Annotated in this window: 13 protein-coding genes; 6 read left to right on the top strand and 7 right to left on the bottom strand. The window is 53.9% G+C overall.

Features of this window, described 5'->3' with window-relative positions; genetic code table 11:
* Positions 1–21: 21 nt before the first annotated feature.
* Positions 22–468 carry a YccF domain-containing protein gene (locus RS584_RS07735; RefSeq protein ID WP_003858149.1) on the top strand — a complete coding sequence of 149 codons (447 nt, stop codon included), beginning with the start codon at positions 22–24 and terminating at the stop codon, positions 466–468.
* A gap of 18 nt (positions 469–486) precedes the next feature.
* Positions 487–2,649 (top strand): YccS family putative transporter, encoded by a 2,163-nt coding sequence (gene yccS, locus RS584_RS07730; protein ID WP_315749236.1) that lies wholly within the window; start codon positions 487–489, stop codon positions 2,647–2,649.
* Here the strand turns inward: yccS and RS584_RS07725 are convergent.
* A complete protein-coding gene (locus RS584_RS07725; protein ID WP_017384804.1) occupies positions 2,606–3,232 on the bottom strand; it encodes a TfoX/Sxy family DNA transformation protein in 627 nt (208 codons plus the stop codon). The genes yccS and RS584_RS07725 overlap by 44 nt on opposite strands.
* A gap of 217 nt (positions 3,233–3,449) precedes the next feature.
* Between RS584_RS07725 and sulA the strand changes: the two genes are divergently transcribed.
* Together sulA and ompA are read left to right on the top strand one after the other, a co-directional pair.
* The gene (sulA, locus tag RS584_RS07720) at positions 3,450–3,959 is read left to right on the top strand and encodes an SOS-induced cell division inhibitor SulA (RefSeq protein WP_026080726.1); all 510 of its coding nucleotides are present in this window, start codon (positions 3,450–3,452) and stop codon (positions 3,957–3,959) included.
* Positions 3,960–4,315: 356 nt separating this feature from the next.
* Positions 4,316–5,368, top strand: coding sequence for a porin OmpA (gene ompA, locus RS584_RS07715; protein WP_017694761.1), 1,053 nt, complete (start codon positions 4,316–4,318; stop codon positions 5,366–5,368).
* Between the two features lie 65 nt (positions 5,369–5,433).
* Here ompA and matP read toward each other — a convergent pair whose 3' ends face one another.
* Positions 5,434–5,886: a macrodomain Ter protein MatP gene (gene matP / locus RS584_RS07710; protein ID WP_006809347.1), complete on the bottom strand. Its 453-nt coding sequence runs from the start codon at positions 5,884–5,886 to the stop codon at positions 5,434–5,436.
* A 186-nt stretch (positions 5,887–6,072) separates the two neighbouring features.
* Here matP and RS584_RS07705 point away from each other — a divergent pair, with 186 nt between their 5' ends.
* Positions 6,073–7,833, top strand: a complete 1,761-nt coding sequence (locus RS584_RS07705; RefSeq protein ID WP_315749233.1) for a Lon protease family protein — start codon at positions 6,073–6,075, stop codon at positions 7,831–7,833.
* 68 nt (positions 7,834–7,901) lie between these two features.
* Entirely contained in the window at positions 7,902–8,420 is a 519-nt protein-coding gene (fabA, locus tag RS584_RS07700; RefSeq protein ID WP_000227926.1) for a bifunctional 3-hydroxydecanoyl-ACP dehydratase/trans-2-decenoyl-ACP isomerase, read from the top strand.
* 71 nt (positions 8,421–8,491) lie between these two features.
* Here the strand turns inward: fabA and rmf are convergent, their stop codons facing one another.
* The 5 genes from rmf to RS584_RS07675 form a co-directional block, all read right to left on the bottom strand.
* A complete protein-coding gene (gene rmf, locus RS584_RS07695; RefSeq protein WP_003858162.1) occupies positions 8,492–8,659 on the bottom strand; it encodes a ribosome modulation factor in 168 nt (55 codons plus the stop codon).
* Positions 8,660–8,913: 254 nt separating this feature from the next.
* Complete coding sequence (pqiC, locus tag RS584_RS07690) at positions 8,914–9,480, bottom strand: membrane integrity-associated transporter subunit PqiC (protein ID WP_315749231.1); 567 nt, start codon at positions 9,478–9,480, stop codon at positions 8,914–8,916.
* Positions 9,477–11,117, bottom strand: coding sequence for an intermembrane transport protein PqiB (gene pqiB / locus RS584_RS07685; RefSeq protein WP_015570901.1), 1,641 nt, complete (start codon positions 11,115–11,117; stop codon positions 9,477–9,479). The genes pqiC and pqiB overlap by 4 nt, the downstream gene beginning before the upstream one ends.
* A 4-nt stretch (positions 11,118–11,121) precedes the next feature.
* Positions 11,122–12,375: a membrane integrity-associated transporter subunit PqiA gene (gene pqiA / locus RS584_RS07680; protein ID WP_017693685.1), complete on the bottom strand. Its 1,254-nt coding sequence runs from the start codon at positions 12,373–12,375 to the stop codon at positions 11,122–11,124.
* 13 nt (positions 12,376–12,388) lie between these two features.
* A complete protein-coding gene (locus RS584_RS07675; RefSeq protein WP_047719337.1) occupies positions 12,389–14,296 on the bottom strand; it encodes an ABC transporter ATP-binding protein in 1,908 nt (635 codons plus the stop codon).
* Positions 14,297–14,304: the final 8 nt, after the last annotated feature.

Raw genomic sequence — 14,304 nt, 5'->3', positions numbered from 1 at the left:
TATCGAAGGAAATGAGGGTTTATGCGTACCGTTCTGAATGTGTTGAATTTTGTCCTTGGCGGTTTTGCCACCACCCTTTCCTGGCTTTTTGCCACCCTGGTGAGCATCGTGCTCATCTTCACCCTTCCGCTGACGCGCTCCTGCTGGGAAATCACCAAACTGTCCCTCGTTCCTTATGGAAATGAAGCCGTGCACGTGGATGAACTGGAGCCGGAAAGAAAAAATGCCCTGATGAATACCGGCGGCACGCTGCTGAATATTTTATGGCTGATCTTCTTTGGCTGGTGGTTGTGTTTGATGCATATCTTCGCCGGTATCGCCCAGTGCATCACGATTATAGGCATTCCGGTTGGCATCGCTAATTTCAAAATTGCCACCATCGCCCTGTGGCCGGTAGGACGCCGTGTTGTCCCGGTCGAAGTCGCGCAAGCCGCGCGTGAAGCCAACGCCCGTCGCCGTTTTCAGTAATAAGGACTGGCCGCACTCATGCTAAGCCCCCTGCTTCGTCGCTATACGTGGAACAGTAACTGGCTGTATAACGTCAGGATTTTTATCGCCCTTTGCGGCACCGTCGCTCTGCCGTGGTGGCTGAATGATGTGAAGCTCACCATCCCTCTCACGCTTGGGGTGGTGGCCGGCGCGCTGGCGGATCTCGACGACCGCCTGGCCGGTCGTTTGCGTAATCTGGTCATCACGCTGGTCTGCTTCTTTATTGCTTCCGCCTCCGTTGAGCTGCTTTTCCCCTGGCCCTGGCTGTTTGCCTTAGGGCTGACGGTGTCCACCAGCGGCTTCATTTTGCTCGGCGGCCTCGGGCAACGCTACGCCACTATCGCGTTTGGCGCCCTGCTGATTGCCATTTACACCATGCTGGGCGTCTCTCTTTACGATCAGTGGTATCAGCAGCCGGTCCTGCTGCTGTTGGGCGCTATCTGGTATAACCTGCTGACCTTAACCGGGCATCTTATTTTTCCGGTTCGTGCCTTACAGGACAACATTGCCCGCAGTTACGAACAGCTGGCCCACTATCTGGAGCTGAAATCCCGGCTGTTTGATCCGGATATTGAAGAGGACAGCCAGGCGCCCCTGTACGATCTGGCGCTGGCAAATGGCCAGCTTGTCGCCACGCTGAATCAGACCAAAGCATCTCTGCTCACCCGTCTGCGCGGCGATCGCGGTCAGCGCGGTACCCGGCGTACACTGCACTACTACTTTGTCGCCCAGGATATTCACGAGCGCGCCAGCTCCTCGCATGTGCAGTACGCTGACCTGCGCGAGAAATTCCGCTACAGCGACGTGATGTTCCGTTTCCAGCGCCTGCTGTCGATGCAGTCTCAGGCCTGCCAGCAACTTGCGCGTTCAATACTGCTGCGCACGCCCTATCAGCACGATCCTCGCTTTGAACGCGCATTCAGTCATCTGGATGCGGCCCTCGATCGCGTTCAGGCCAGTGGGACATCGCCGGAACAGTTCAAAGCCCTGGGATTCTTGCTCAACAACCTGAGAGCCATCGATGCTCAGCTCGCCACCATTGAGTCTGAACAGGCGATGGCAATGCCGGGCAATGACGCCGACAACCAGCTTGCCGACGACAGTCTCAACGGTTTCAGCGATATGTGGCTGCGCCTGAGCCGTCATTTTACGCCGGAATCCGCCCTCTTTCGCCATGCGGTAAGGATGTCGCTGGTTCTGTGCGTCGGCTACGCGTTTATCCAGATAACAGGATTGCACCACGGTTACTGGATCCTGCTGACCAGCCTGTTTGTCTGCCAGCCGAACTATAACGCTACCCGCCATCGGCTCGCGCTGCGTATTGTCGGGACATTAGTCGGGGTCGCCATCGGGCTGCCGGTGCTCTACTTTGTGCCATCCGTAGAAGGGCAACTGATCCTGATTGTGATTACCGGTGTACTGTTTTTCGCCTTCCGCAATGTGCAGTACGCCCACGCCACGATGTTCATCACGCTGCTGGTGCTGCTCTGCTTCAATCTGCTGGGTGAAGGCTTTGAAGTGGCCCTTCCTCGCGTTATCGACACGCTAATCGGCTGCGCCATTGCCTGGGCGGCGGTGAGCTTTATCTGGCCGGACTGGCGTTTTCGTAACTTACCGCGCGTGTCCGACAGAGCAATGAACGCCAACTGCCGCTATCTGGATGCTATTCTTGAGCAATACCATCAGGGTCGCGATAACCGTCTGGCCTATCGGATTGCCCGTCGCGATGCGCATAACACGGACGCAGAGCTGGCTTCCGTTGTCTCGAATATGTCAACTGAGCCGCGCGCCACGGCAGAAATCCGGGAGACAGCCTTCCGCATGCTGTGTCTGAACCACACGTTCACCAGCTATATCTCTACCCTTGGCGCCCACCGTGAGAAACTGACAAATCCGGGCATCCTGGCGCTGCTGGACGACGCCGTTTGCTACGTTGATGATGCGCTTCATCATCAACCTGCGGATGAGCCACGGGTTCACCAGGCACTGGATGAACTGGTGCAACGTATCGCACACCTTGATCCTGGCACCGACAACAAAGCTCCGCTGGTCCTACAGCAAATTGGCCTGCTTATCGCTTTGCTGCCGGAAATTTGTCGGCTGCGACAGAAGATCGCTACCTGGCGGAATGATGGCCCTGCGACTCAGGCAGCGCATTAAACCACTCCATAAGCTCCCGGCGAATATCCGCCGGGAGTGCCGCTTCATGTAACCCTTCAATGGCGCCTTCAAGCGCGAACAATACCCGGATACTCAGCGCTTTATTCTTAGAGCGCATTTTCAGCCAGCTCGTCTTCGCCCCCAACTGTCGTAGCGTCTCTTCATTGGTAATGCCCGCCTCCATAAGCAGGACCTCAATCTGAAAGGTCAGGTTCGGCAGATCCTTAAGCCGGTTACGCTGATGGCGCTGGTAGCGCTCTTTCCTGGCGGCATCGAGCGCAAACGAGGAGAGCTGAAGCAGCTTTTCCCTGTTTTGCCACAGACCTTCATCCACACGGTAGTAATTAAGCAGCACTGGCCGTCCTCGTTTCATCAGGGTCAGAAAAGAGGAGGCGTTTTTTACACAGTATTTTGCACTTTGCTCACAGGCGCGAAGGTACAGCTCGCCGTCAGACACCATCGCGAACACCGCTTCATCCACGGCCAGGGTATAACCGCCAAACAGGGCGCGATGATGAATTTCGCCCAGCGGAGAGAGGTATTCCTGAGATTGATAAATCCGATCATAAGATATCTTTTTCATGATAATTCCATTAAAAATCATACAGTAAACACGATATTTCTTACTAACGGATCCGTTAGCAGGAAAATAGGCAACTTATTGCCGTTGGGCAAGATGATTTTTTCAGGTTCACCAGGAATGGATGAAATTTGCGAGTCGCTTTCCGAAAATGAGGTTGATCTTTATGCACACAGGGGTTACTGTATATCCATACAGTAACTACAGGGCTGGAATGAATATGTACACTTCAGGCTATGCAAATCACTTAACACCTTCTCCTTCTGCCGCAGGCAATGCTGCGCAGAATTCTATCGGGCGTGTATCGACAGGGCTTATCAGTGAAGTGGTTTACCGTGAAGACCAGCCGCTGTTAACACAACTCTTACTCCTGCCGCTTTTGCAGCAGCTCGGGCAACAGTCTCGCTGGCAGCTCTGGCTGACGCCACAGCAAAAATTAAGTCGTGAATGGGTTCAGTCGGCTGGCCTGCCGTTAGCGAAGGTGATGCAGATTAATCAACTCTCCCCTTGCGATACGGTCGAGTCGATGGTCCGGGCATTACGTACCGGGAACTATAGCGTCGTGATTGGATGGTTGCCTGAGGATCTGTCGCAAGAGGAACATTTGCGTCTGACTGAAGCGGCTGAAGAAGGTAACGCGATGGGTTTCATCATGCGGCCGGTTCGTGGAGATTCCTATCGCAGAGGACAACATCCCGGGCTAAAAATTCACTCAAATGTGTACCATTGAGTCATTTTAAGAGTTTTCCTGGAATTTTTTTCGACCGCAGTATGCAAAAAAAGTTCAACGCGCCAAAACTGCGGCAAGGCTTGTCTGACGCGGTTCTCGTTAATTTTACTGCACAAAATTCGTTCAAAAATTGTTAAATATTAGGTATACGGAACTTTTTTTTTCATATGCCTGACGGACTTCACACTTGTAAGTTTTCAGCTACGTTGTAGACTTTACATCGCCAGGGGTGCTCGGCCTAAGCCGAAGATATCGGTAGGTTTATATTTGACCACGCCCCCCGGTGAAGGATTTAACCGTGATTCCTCCGATGGAGATATTCATGGCAAATTTTGGATGATAACGAGGCGCAAAAAATGAAAAAGACAGCTATCGCGATTGCAGTGGCACTGGCTGGCTTCGCTACCGTAGCGCAGGCCGCTCCGAAAGATAATACCTGGTATGCAGGTGGTAAACTGGGCTGGTCTCAGTTCCATGACACCGGTTGGTACAACAGCAGCCTGAACAACGATGGCCCTACTCACGAGAGCCAGCTGGGTGCAGGTGCGTTCGGTGGCTATCAGGTTAACCCGTATGTTGGCTTTGAAATGGGTTACGACTGGTTAGGTCGTATGCCTTACAAAGGCGACAACGTAAATGGCGCTTTCAAAGCTCAAGGCGTACAGCTGACCGCTAAACTGGGTTACCCAGTAACTGACGATCTGGACGTGTACACCCGTCTGGGCGGCATGGTATGGCGTGCAGACTCCAGCAACAGCATCGCTGGTGACGACCACGACACTGGTGTTTCCCCAGTATTCGCTGGTGGCGTTGAGTGGGCAATGACCCGTGACATCGCTACCCGTCTGGAATACCAGTGGGTTAACAACATCGGTGACGGTGCTACCGTTGGCGTTCGTCCAGACAACGGCATGCTGAGCGTTGGTGTTTCTTACCGTTTCGGTCAGCAGGAAGATGCGCCAGTCGTAGCTCCAGCTCCGGCTCCAGCTCCAGAAGTACAGACCAAGCACTTCACTCTGAAGTCTGACGTTCTGTTCAACTTCAACAAAGCTACCCTGAAACCAGAAGGTCAGCAGGCACTGGATCAGCTGTATACCCAGCTGAGCAACCTGGATCCTAAAGACGGTTCTGTAGTGGTTCTGGGCTTCACCGACCGTATCGGTTCTGACGCTTACAACCAGGGTCTGTCTGAGAAACGTGCCCAGTCTGTAGTTGATTACCTGGTATCTAAAGGTATCCCAGCTAACAAGATCTCCCCACGTGGTATGGGCGAATCTAACCCAGTTACCGGTTCTACCTGTGACAACGTGAAACCACGCGCTGCACTGATCGACTGCCTGGCACCAGATCGTCGCGTAGAGATCGAAGTTAAAGGTATCAAAGACGTTGTAACTCAGCCTGCGGCATAAGTTACCGTCTTATAAAAAAACCCCGCGATGCGGGGTTTTTTATTATCTGAAGAAAAGTAAAAAGCTTATTTTTTACCTAACAGTGCCTGTAGATCGTTCTTCAGCGTCGACATCTGGCTGGCATACTTCTCTTTGTGCTCGGCATCTTCAATCAGCTGCACCACCGTTTCCGACAGGGTTTTCCCGCGCCGCTGCGCAAGCCCGGCCAGACGCTGCCAGACCATGAACTCCAGGTCGATGGATTTCTTACGGGTGTGCTGATGCTCGGCATTGAAATGCCGTTTACGACGAGCTCGGATAGTTTGCTTCATCCGGTTTAACAAGGCCGGATTAATGTGTTTCTCAATCCAGCCGTTGACCTGCACCGGTTCGTTTTCGAGGGTCAGCAACATATCCACAGCTTCTTGTGCCGCGCTGGCTTCGATGTAGCAGGTGATCAGCTCCCCTTCACGGTGCTTTTTGACCAGGTACTTCCATTTCCAGCCGCTTTCGAGGTTTTCCAGTTGTTGATATTTCATTGCGATCTCAGTGTTACCGTGTAACTCTGTTCAGAATATCAGTTTTTTGGCAATCTGCTGAAAAGAAATCATATCCTGTGAAACGCCGCAGGCGATCCGCATGACGAAAACCCGAATCCTGCTTGGGCAGAGTGCGCCGCTTACGGTATACTCCACGGTTTTACTTCTGACTAAAAAACATCAACTTTGACCATTACGAAACTTGCATGGCGTGACCTGGTTCCGGATACCGAGAGCTATCAGGAGCTGTTTGCACAGCCAGACCTCACAAAAGAACACGAATTCATACTTAGCGATACACAACCGCGTTTGCATTACGCGCTGGAGCAGATGTCATCCCCATGGGCTACATCTCCTTTCATGCTGCTCAAAGCCCCGGAAGAAGCCGAGTATCTGACGCTTCTCGGTGATGCCATGCGCCAGTTGCAGCCAAAAACGAATGCCGTTTTTGGTGGTCAGTATCATATTGCCGGACGTGACGTGACCTTCGAACCTGCCACACAGGCAGACGGACTGTTCGCTGCAAAAGGCGAGGTGATTACCGCCAACTGGGTGGAAGCAGAACAGCTGTTCGGCTGCCTTCGTCAGTTCAATGGCGATGTGTCACTGCAACCCGGTCTGGTACACCGCGCGAACGGTGGTGTGTTGCTCATCTCCCTTCGCACCCTGCTTGCACAGCCTCTGCTGTGGATGCGCCTGAAAACGGTGGTGTCGCAGCAACGTTTTGACTGGGTAGGCTACGATGATTCACGTCCGCTGCCTGTTTCCATTCCGTCTATGCCGCTGTCGCTGACCGTCGTGCTGACGGGTGACCGTGAATCTCTGGCTGATTTCCAGGAAATGGAGCCAGAACTCGCGGAGCAGGCGGTTTACAGTGAATTTGAAGACAATATTCAGATCGCCGATGCCGATGACATGGCGCAGTGGTGTCAGTGGGTTATGGCTGTGGCGGAACGTTTCGCGCTGCCCTCGCCTGCCGAGGATGCGTGGCCGGGCTTAATCCGCGAGGCCGTACGCTACACTGGCGATCAGGAAACCCTGCCGCTCTGCCCGCTCTGGATCGGTAAACAGCTGCGTGAAGTGGGCGTTATCAGCGGCAACGGTCCGTTTACCGGCGAGCAGCTTAGCCAGATGCTGGCCCAGCGTGAATGGCGTGAAGGTTATCTTGCTGACCGTATGCAGGATGAAATTCTGCTGGAACAGATTCTGGTGGAGACCGAAGGCGAACGTATCGGGCAAATCAATGCCTTATCCGTCATCGAGTTCCCCGGACACCCGCGCGCCTTTGGCGAGCCTTCCCGTATCAGCTGTGTCGTGCACATTGGTGACGGCGAATTTACCGATATCGAACGCAAGGCCGAACTAGGCGGAAACATTCATGCCAAAGGCATGATGATCATGCAGGCATTCCTGATGTCTGAACTTCAGCTGGAGCAGCAGATCCCCTTCTCTGCCTCGTTGACCTTTGAGCAGTCCTACAGTGAAGTCGATGGCGACAGCGCCTCGATGGCAGAGCTGTGCGCCGTGATCAGCGCGCTTGCAGACGTACCGATTAATCAGAATATTGCGATTACCGGTTCCGTGGATCAGTTTGGTCGTGCTCAACCGGTGGGTGGACTGAATGAGAAAATCGAAGGCTTCTTCGCTATCTGCCAGCAGCGCGGTTTAAACGGCAAACAGGGCGTGATTATTCCGGCGCCTAACGCTCGCCATTTGAGCCTGAGCCAGGCGATTCTGGATGCGGTAGAACAGCAACAATTCGCCGTCTGGGCCATCGAAGGGGTTGAGGATGCACTACCCTTACTGACAAACCTGGTCTGGGACGGCGAAGGCCAGACAACCCTGATGCAGACCATTCAGGAACGTATAGCTCAGGCGACACAGCAGGATGCTCGTCATCGTTACCCGTGGCCGTTACGCTGGTTAAGTTGGTTTAGTGCTAACTGATCGGACTTGTTCAGCGTACACGTGTTAGCTATCCTGCGTCCTTCACTAAAATAAGGCTTACTGAGAACATGGTAGATAAACGCGAATCCTATACTAAAGAAGACCTTCTTGCCTCTGGTCGCGGTGAACTGTTTGGTGCGAAAGGCCCGCAGTTACCGGCCCCAAATATGCTGATGATGGACCGTGTCGTGAAAATGACCGAAACCGGCGGCAACTTTGATAAGGGTTACGTAGAAGCAGAACTCGATATCAACCCGGACCTGTGGTTCTTCGGTTGCCACTTTATTGGCGATCCGGTAATGCCTGGCTGCCTGGGCCTCGATGCCATGTGGCAGCTGGTTGGCTTCTATCTGGGCTGGCTTGGCGGTGAAGGTAAAGGCCGTGCGCTGGGCGTAGGCGAAGTGAAATTCACCGGTCAAGTTCTGCCTACCGCGAAGAAAGTCACCTACCGTATCCATTTCAAACGCATCGTTAACCGCCGCCTGATTATGGGCCTGGCGGACGGTGAAGTGCTGGTAGATGGTCGTCTTATCTATACCGCGAACGACCTGAAAGTGGGTCTGTTCCAGGATACCTCCGCTTTCTGATAACGGCTTTTAGCCCCTTCCAGAAAGGCGAAACCTCCGCATTGCGGAGGTTTCTTTTTAAAGAGACGGTATCAAGCAAGTACTGCCCTGTCTCCGATGGCTTCTCGCCAGCCCCCTAGCCATTGGGACCTTTGATTCAGGGCCTGATAGGGACACATTTCTTTTGAACGTCCGGCGATGCCAGCCTGATAACCACGTTGATGAGCCCTTTCCAGGCGATCTCGTTTCTGTCTCTTCATGCCTCGTTTCCCTCATTCTTTTGTCTGGTGGAAAGAAAACAGTGATTGCAATATGTGCAAGCACAGTTAACGAATACCCCGAATCGGCGTCAGCGTCAACGTTCAAAATTCATACGGGTGTCATATTTGTGAGCTACATGGAAGATTGTTTGTACAAAAAATGTGACGCGGGACAAGTAACAAACTGAACATAAAACGAAAAAAAAGCCGCAATCAGCAAGAAGCTGAGTGCGGCTTTCGTCGATGAATTTTACTTATGGCAGCCGGGAAATCTCTCTTGCGATAGCAGCCGACTCCTGTGCCCACCCCTGCGCAAGCACTTTCACCATTTCGTCATAGCCATCTTTCTGCTGCTTCAGTTCCAGATGGAAAGGACGCTTAATCAGCTGGCCCTGATGATTCAAGAGCCACTCCCCGCTGATAACAACCGCACCATCATAGCGGCCATGGAATCCCGTCACGTTAACATTCAGGGTATCCTGATCGCTTCCCAGAGGCTGCGAGGCGACTACCCAACCAGGGAGCTGGCTGCTCAGATTCGCCACCAGCGCATTGCGTAGCTGCTGATCCAGCGGGCTGGCCCACAGGTTATTGTTGGCAATAACGTACTGCACATCGCTGGTCTGGTAGACCACCCCGTTGCCAGCCAGATAATCTGGCACGGCAACCTGTTCAACCCACAGCAGACGGCTGCCCTGCGAGCTGCTACTCTGCGCACCGGATTGCGCGCTTAACGGCAACTGGTAGTAGCTTTTGTTATCGCTTCCAGTGCTACAGGCCGTTAATACCAGTGCGCCTGCGATGATTAGCCATTTTTTCATTGTTTCGCCCTCTTAGGCTCAGGATCCTTTTTGTCTTTCGCTTCAAACACCAGCGCGTTGCTCTTTTCATTGAGCGTTTTCAGAACGGGCTGTAGCTCGCGTAAAACCTGATCAAGACGTTGCATATCCGCCACCATCTTGTTGTAAGCCGCTGAGCCCGGCTGGAAGCCCTGCATACTGCGATTCAGTTCGCGCAACGTTTTCTGCATATCCTGCGGCAGCTGCTGCATGGACTGGTTGGCGGTGATCTTGTTGATATTATCCAGCGTGGTTTGCAGACGTTGCATCGTCGCCTGGCTCTGATGCAGTGATCCCGTCGCGGCCTCAAGCATTGGATTCAGCGGCAGATTGTTGATCTTATCCAGTGTTTCCATCAGGCGCTGTTGGATCTGCGCCAGGCCACTGCTGACCGTAGGAATGATTTTGTAGCCGCCAAATTCACGGATCCCCGTCATTGGTGGCGCTTTTGGATAGAAGTCCATATCGACATATAACGCCCCTGTGACCAGGTTGCCAGTTTTCAGCGAGCCGCGCAGACCGCGATTCATCAGATCGCTGATATGCTCCCCAATATCCTGGTCCTCGCCTATCTGGTTAATCAAACGCTCAGGCTCAATGCGGATCAGCACCGGAATACGATAATCATCATCAAGCATCTGCTTGAGTCCCGGAACAAAGTAAGGCACTTGTCCCACGGTTCCCAGACGGATACCGCGGAACTCAACTGGCGCCCCCGGCTGCAAGCCGCGTACTGAGTCCTTAAAGAACATCAGGTAGTCGATGTGATCGGTATAGAGCGCATCCTGAATGCTTTTTTGATCGTCAAACAGCCTGAAGGCGGTTTTCTCCGCCACCGGTTGTCCCAGATCAATACCTTCCGGCACATCAAAACTGACGCCCCCACCAAACAGCGTGGTGAGTGAACCCATCTCAACGCGCATCCCCGCAGAGGTCAGATCCACCGCGATCCCGCTGTCTTTCCAGAAGCGAACGTTGCTGGTCACCAGGCGGTCATTAGGCGCATTGATAAAAAGCTGATAGCTGATGGTCCGTTTTTGCGGATCGAAGGTGCTTGTTTCAACCGAACCGACGCGATATCCACGGAACAGCACCGGATCGCCCGGCGAGAGCTGGCCCGCTTTTTTGCTGTCCAGAATAACGCGGATCCCTTTTGCATCCGGTGGCGCAAGCGGCGGTGAATCCAGCAGCTGATAGTTTGCTGGCTGGGCGCCTTTGTTGCCGGGCTGGAGTTCAATATAAGCCCCGGACAATAGCGTTCCTAAGCCGCTGATCCCTTCTCTCCCGACCTGCGGTTTCACTACCCAAAAAACAGAATCTTCATGGAGCAGTTTTTCCATGCCGGCATTCAGGCGGGCCTTGATTTCAACATGGGTTAAATCATCCGTCAGGGTCGCGCTTTCCACGACACCCACATCCACGCTGCGGCTCTTGATGGTGGTTTTTCCACCCTCAATCCCCTCTGCATTGGTGGTAATTAGCGTGACTTCCGGTCCCTGATGGCTGTAATGATAAAACAGGATCCATGCACCGATCAGCGCGGTCACGATGGGGAAAATCCACACCGGCGACCAGTTTCTGACCTTCTGCACTTTAGCCTCTCCACTCTTATTTTCCATGCTCTTACTCTTCCTCATGGCTTGAATCGGGCTCACGATCCCACGATAAACGAGGGTCGAAGGTCATGGCCGCAAACATGGTCATAATGACGACCAACGCAAACATCAGCGCCCCCATAGCGGGATAAATACTCATCAGCCCCCCCATACGCACCAGCGCTGAGAGAACCGCAATCACGAATACGTCAATCATCGACCAGCGGCCAACAAATTCCACGACCTCATAAATCAGATGCATACGCTCGCTGTCTCGCTTACCGTGCCCTTTTGCATCCCAGCAAAGCCAGGCAATGGCAATCATCTTTAAGGTCGGAACCATAATACTGGCGAGGAATATGACGCCTGCTACAGGGTAAGACCCCTCGCTCCACAGCAAAATCACCCCGGCCAGTATGGTCGAGGGCATTCTGTCGCCGAGCAGATCGGTGATCATGATCGGCAAGATATTGGCGGGCAGATAGAGCATGACAGAGGTCACCAGCAGCGCCATGGTCCATTGCAGGCTATTTTTACGCCGGACGTGACCTTTTGTTTCACAGCGCGGACACACCTCGACATCCGCGGGCAGCACGGCGGTGCAGCACGAGCAGGAGCGAAGCCCCTGACGGATACCCGGTACACCCACCTTTACCGTCTGCGAAAGCGTCGGCGCCGGGGCAATATCGTCCCAGGCCCAGCGTCGGTCCACGCACTGGAACGCGCGCAGTTGTAGCACGCAGTACAGACACCACGGAATAAAGCTGCTGCCAATCCCCACATCGCCGTAGGCCATCAGCTTCACGAAGCTGACCAGGATACCCGCGAGAAAAATTTCCGCCATCCCCCAGCTTTTCAACTGGAACAGGATCCGCGCGAGTTTGATTTTAAGGACAGTGGGCATCCTGACGCGGTTGACCAGCAGCAGAATGACGACCAGGCAAAAAGCCGGGACGATCTGCACGAAAAGAAGAAAGAAGGTGCCAAGGCTGGCGTAATCTTCCGAGAACATCACGCCTGGTATTTCCAGTAAATCCACCTGGCTGGTCATCCCGCCCACTTTCATATAGATGAAAGGGAAGAGATTGGAGAGCAGTAACATGAATAAGGCTGCCAGCGCATAAGCCGTAGGACGCTGCCTTGGCGCGTCCCACTCGGTCGTCAGCGTAGCGCCGCAGCGCGGGCAGGCAGCCTTATGTCCGTGACCAAGCTCTGGCAACGCCACGAGCATATCGCATTGCGAGCATAATATATGCCGATCGGCATGGTGCTGGTCACACATAGATTATCCCTGTTTATGCGCCGTTTTTCAGAGACTCAAGGTACTCCCAGCGCTCAAATGCCTCTTCCAGCGCCTGTTCAGCCTGGGAGAGTTCAGCCAATACTTTCTGAGTATAGTCGTGAGGCTGCGTAAAGAATGACGCATCAGCGACCTGGATTTGCAGTGCTTCCAGTGCAGCCTCCAGCTCTTCCAGACGCTGCGGCAGCCCTTCCAGCTCGCGCTGCAAGTTATAACTCATTTTAGCAGGAGACTTTTTGACAGTTTCTGCCTTTGCAACAACAGGTTCAGCGACATTTTTGGTCTTCGCCTGTTTTTGCGCCAGCGACTGCGATTGCTGTCCACGCGCGTCATGATAGCCGCCCACATATTGCCCGATGCGTCCTTTGCCTTCGAAGATCCAGCACTCGGTCACGGTGTTATCGACAAACTGACGATCGTGGCTGACCAGCATCACGGTTCCCTGATAACCATCAATCAACTCTTCCAGCAGTTCCAGCGTTTCGACATCCAGATCGTTAGTCGGTTCATCGAGAATCAATAAGTTACTGGGTTTCAGGAACAGACGCGCCAGCAAAAGACGGTTACGCTCTCCCCCGGACAGCGCGCGCACCGGCGTCATGGCGCGTTTCGGGTGGAACAGGAAGTCCTGAAGGTAGCCCAGCACGTGACGCGGCTTGCCGTTAACCATGACCTCCTGTTTGCCCTCAGCGAGGTTATCCATCACCGTACGGTCTGGATCCAGCTCGGCGCGGTGCTGGTCGAAGTACGCCACTTCCAGTTTGGTACCGCAGTGGATACGACCGCTGTCGGCCTGGAGCTGACCGAGCATCAGTTTCAGCAGCGTGGTTTTACCGCACCCGTTCGGGCCGATCAGCGCAATTTTGTCGCCGCGCTGAACCTGAGCGGAGAAATCGCTCACCAGCACTTTGCCGTCAACCGAATAATTCACGTTCTCCATTTCGAAGACAATCTTGCCCGAGCGGGACGCCTCTTCCACCTGCATTTTGGCGCTACCCATGACTTCGCGGCGTTCGCTACGTTCGCGGCGCATCGCCTTCAGGGCGCGAACGCGGCCTTCGTTACGGGTACGACGCGCTTTAATGCCCTGACGGATCCATACCTCTTCCTGGGCCAGCTTGCGGTCGAACTCGGCGTTTTGCAGCTCTTCCACGCGCAGGTTTTCTTCTTTCTCCAGCAGATAGGTATCGTAATCGCCCGGATAGGTCACCAGCTTGCCGCGATCAAGATCGACAATGCGCGTGGCCATGTTGCGGATGAACGAACGGTCGTGGGAGATGAAGATAATGGTACCGTTAAAGGTTTTCAGGAACCCTTCCAGCCAGTCAATCGCTTCGATATCCAGGTGGTTCGTCGGTTCGTCCAGCAGGAGCACCTTAGGCCCGCTCACCAGGGCACGACCCAGCGCCGCTTTACGCAGCCAGCCGCCGGAGAGCGCCGACAGCTCCATATCCGCTTCCAGGCCAAGCTGGGCCAGCACTTCGTTAATGCGGTTTTCCAGCTGCCACAGGCCGTGGTGATCGAGCATCTCCTGCACTTTTGCCAGCTCGTTGAGATTCTTGTCGCTCGGGTCCGTCATCACCAGATGCGAAATCTCGTGGTAACGCTTGAGGTATTCCGCTTGCTCTGAAATCCCTTCGGCCACAAAATCGTACACGCTGCCGGTGACGTTACGCGGCGGATCCTGTTGCAGACGAGAGACGATCAGATCCTGCTCGTAAACAATACGGCCGTCGTCCAGCCCCTGCTCACGGTTGAGGATTTTCATCAGCGTCGATTTACCTGCGCCGTTACGGCCCACCAGACAGACGCGCTCGTTATCTTCGATATGCAGCTCTGCATTATCGAGAAGCGGTGAGTCGCTGAAAGAGAGCCACGCGCCGTGCATACTAATTAAAGACATTTATTTTT

The sequence above is a fragment of the Enterobacter sp. DTU_2021_1002640_1_SI_PRY_ASU_LCPMC_013 genome, assembly GCF_032389435.1.
Lineage (GTDB): Bacteria > Pseudomonadota > Gammaproteobacteria > Enterobacterales > Enterobacteriaceae > Enterobacter > Enterobacter hormaechei_C.
The sequence above is the reverse complement of the archived record's forward strand: the minus strand, read 5'-3'. Positions and strand labels throughout refer to the sequence as shown.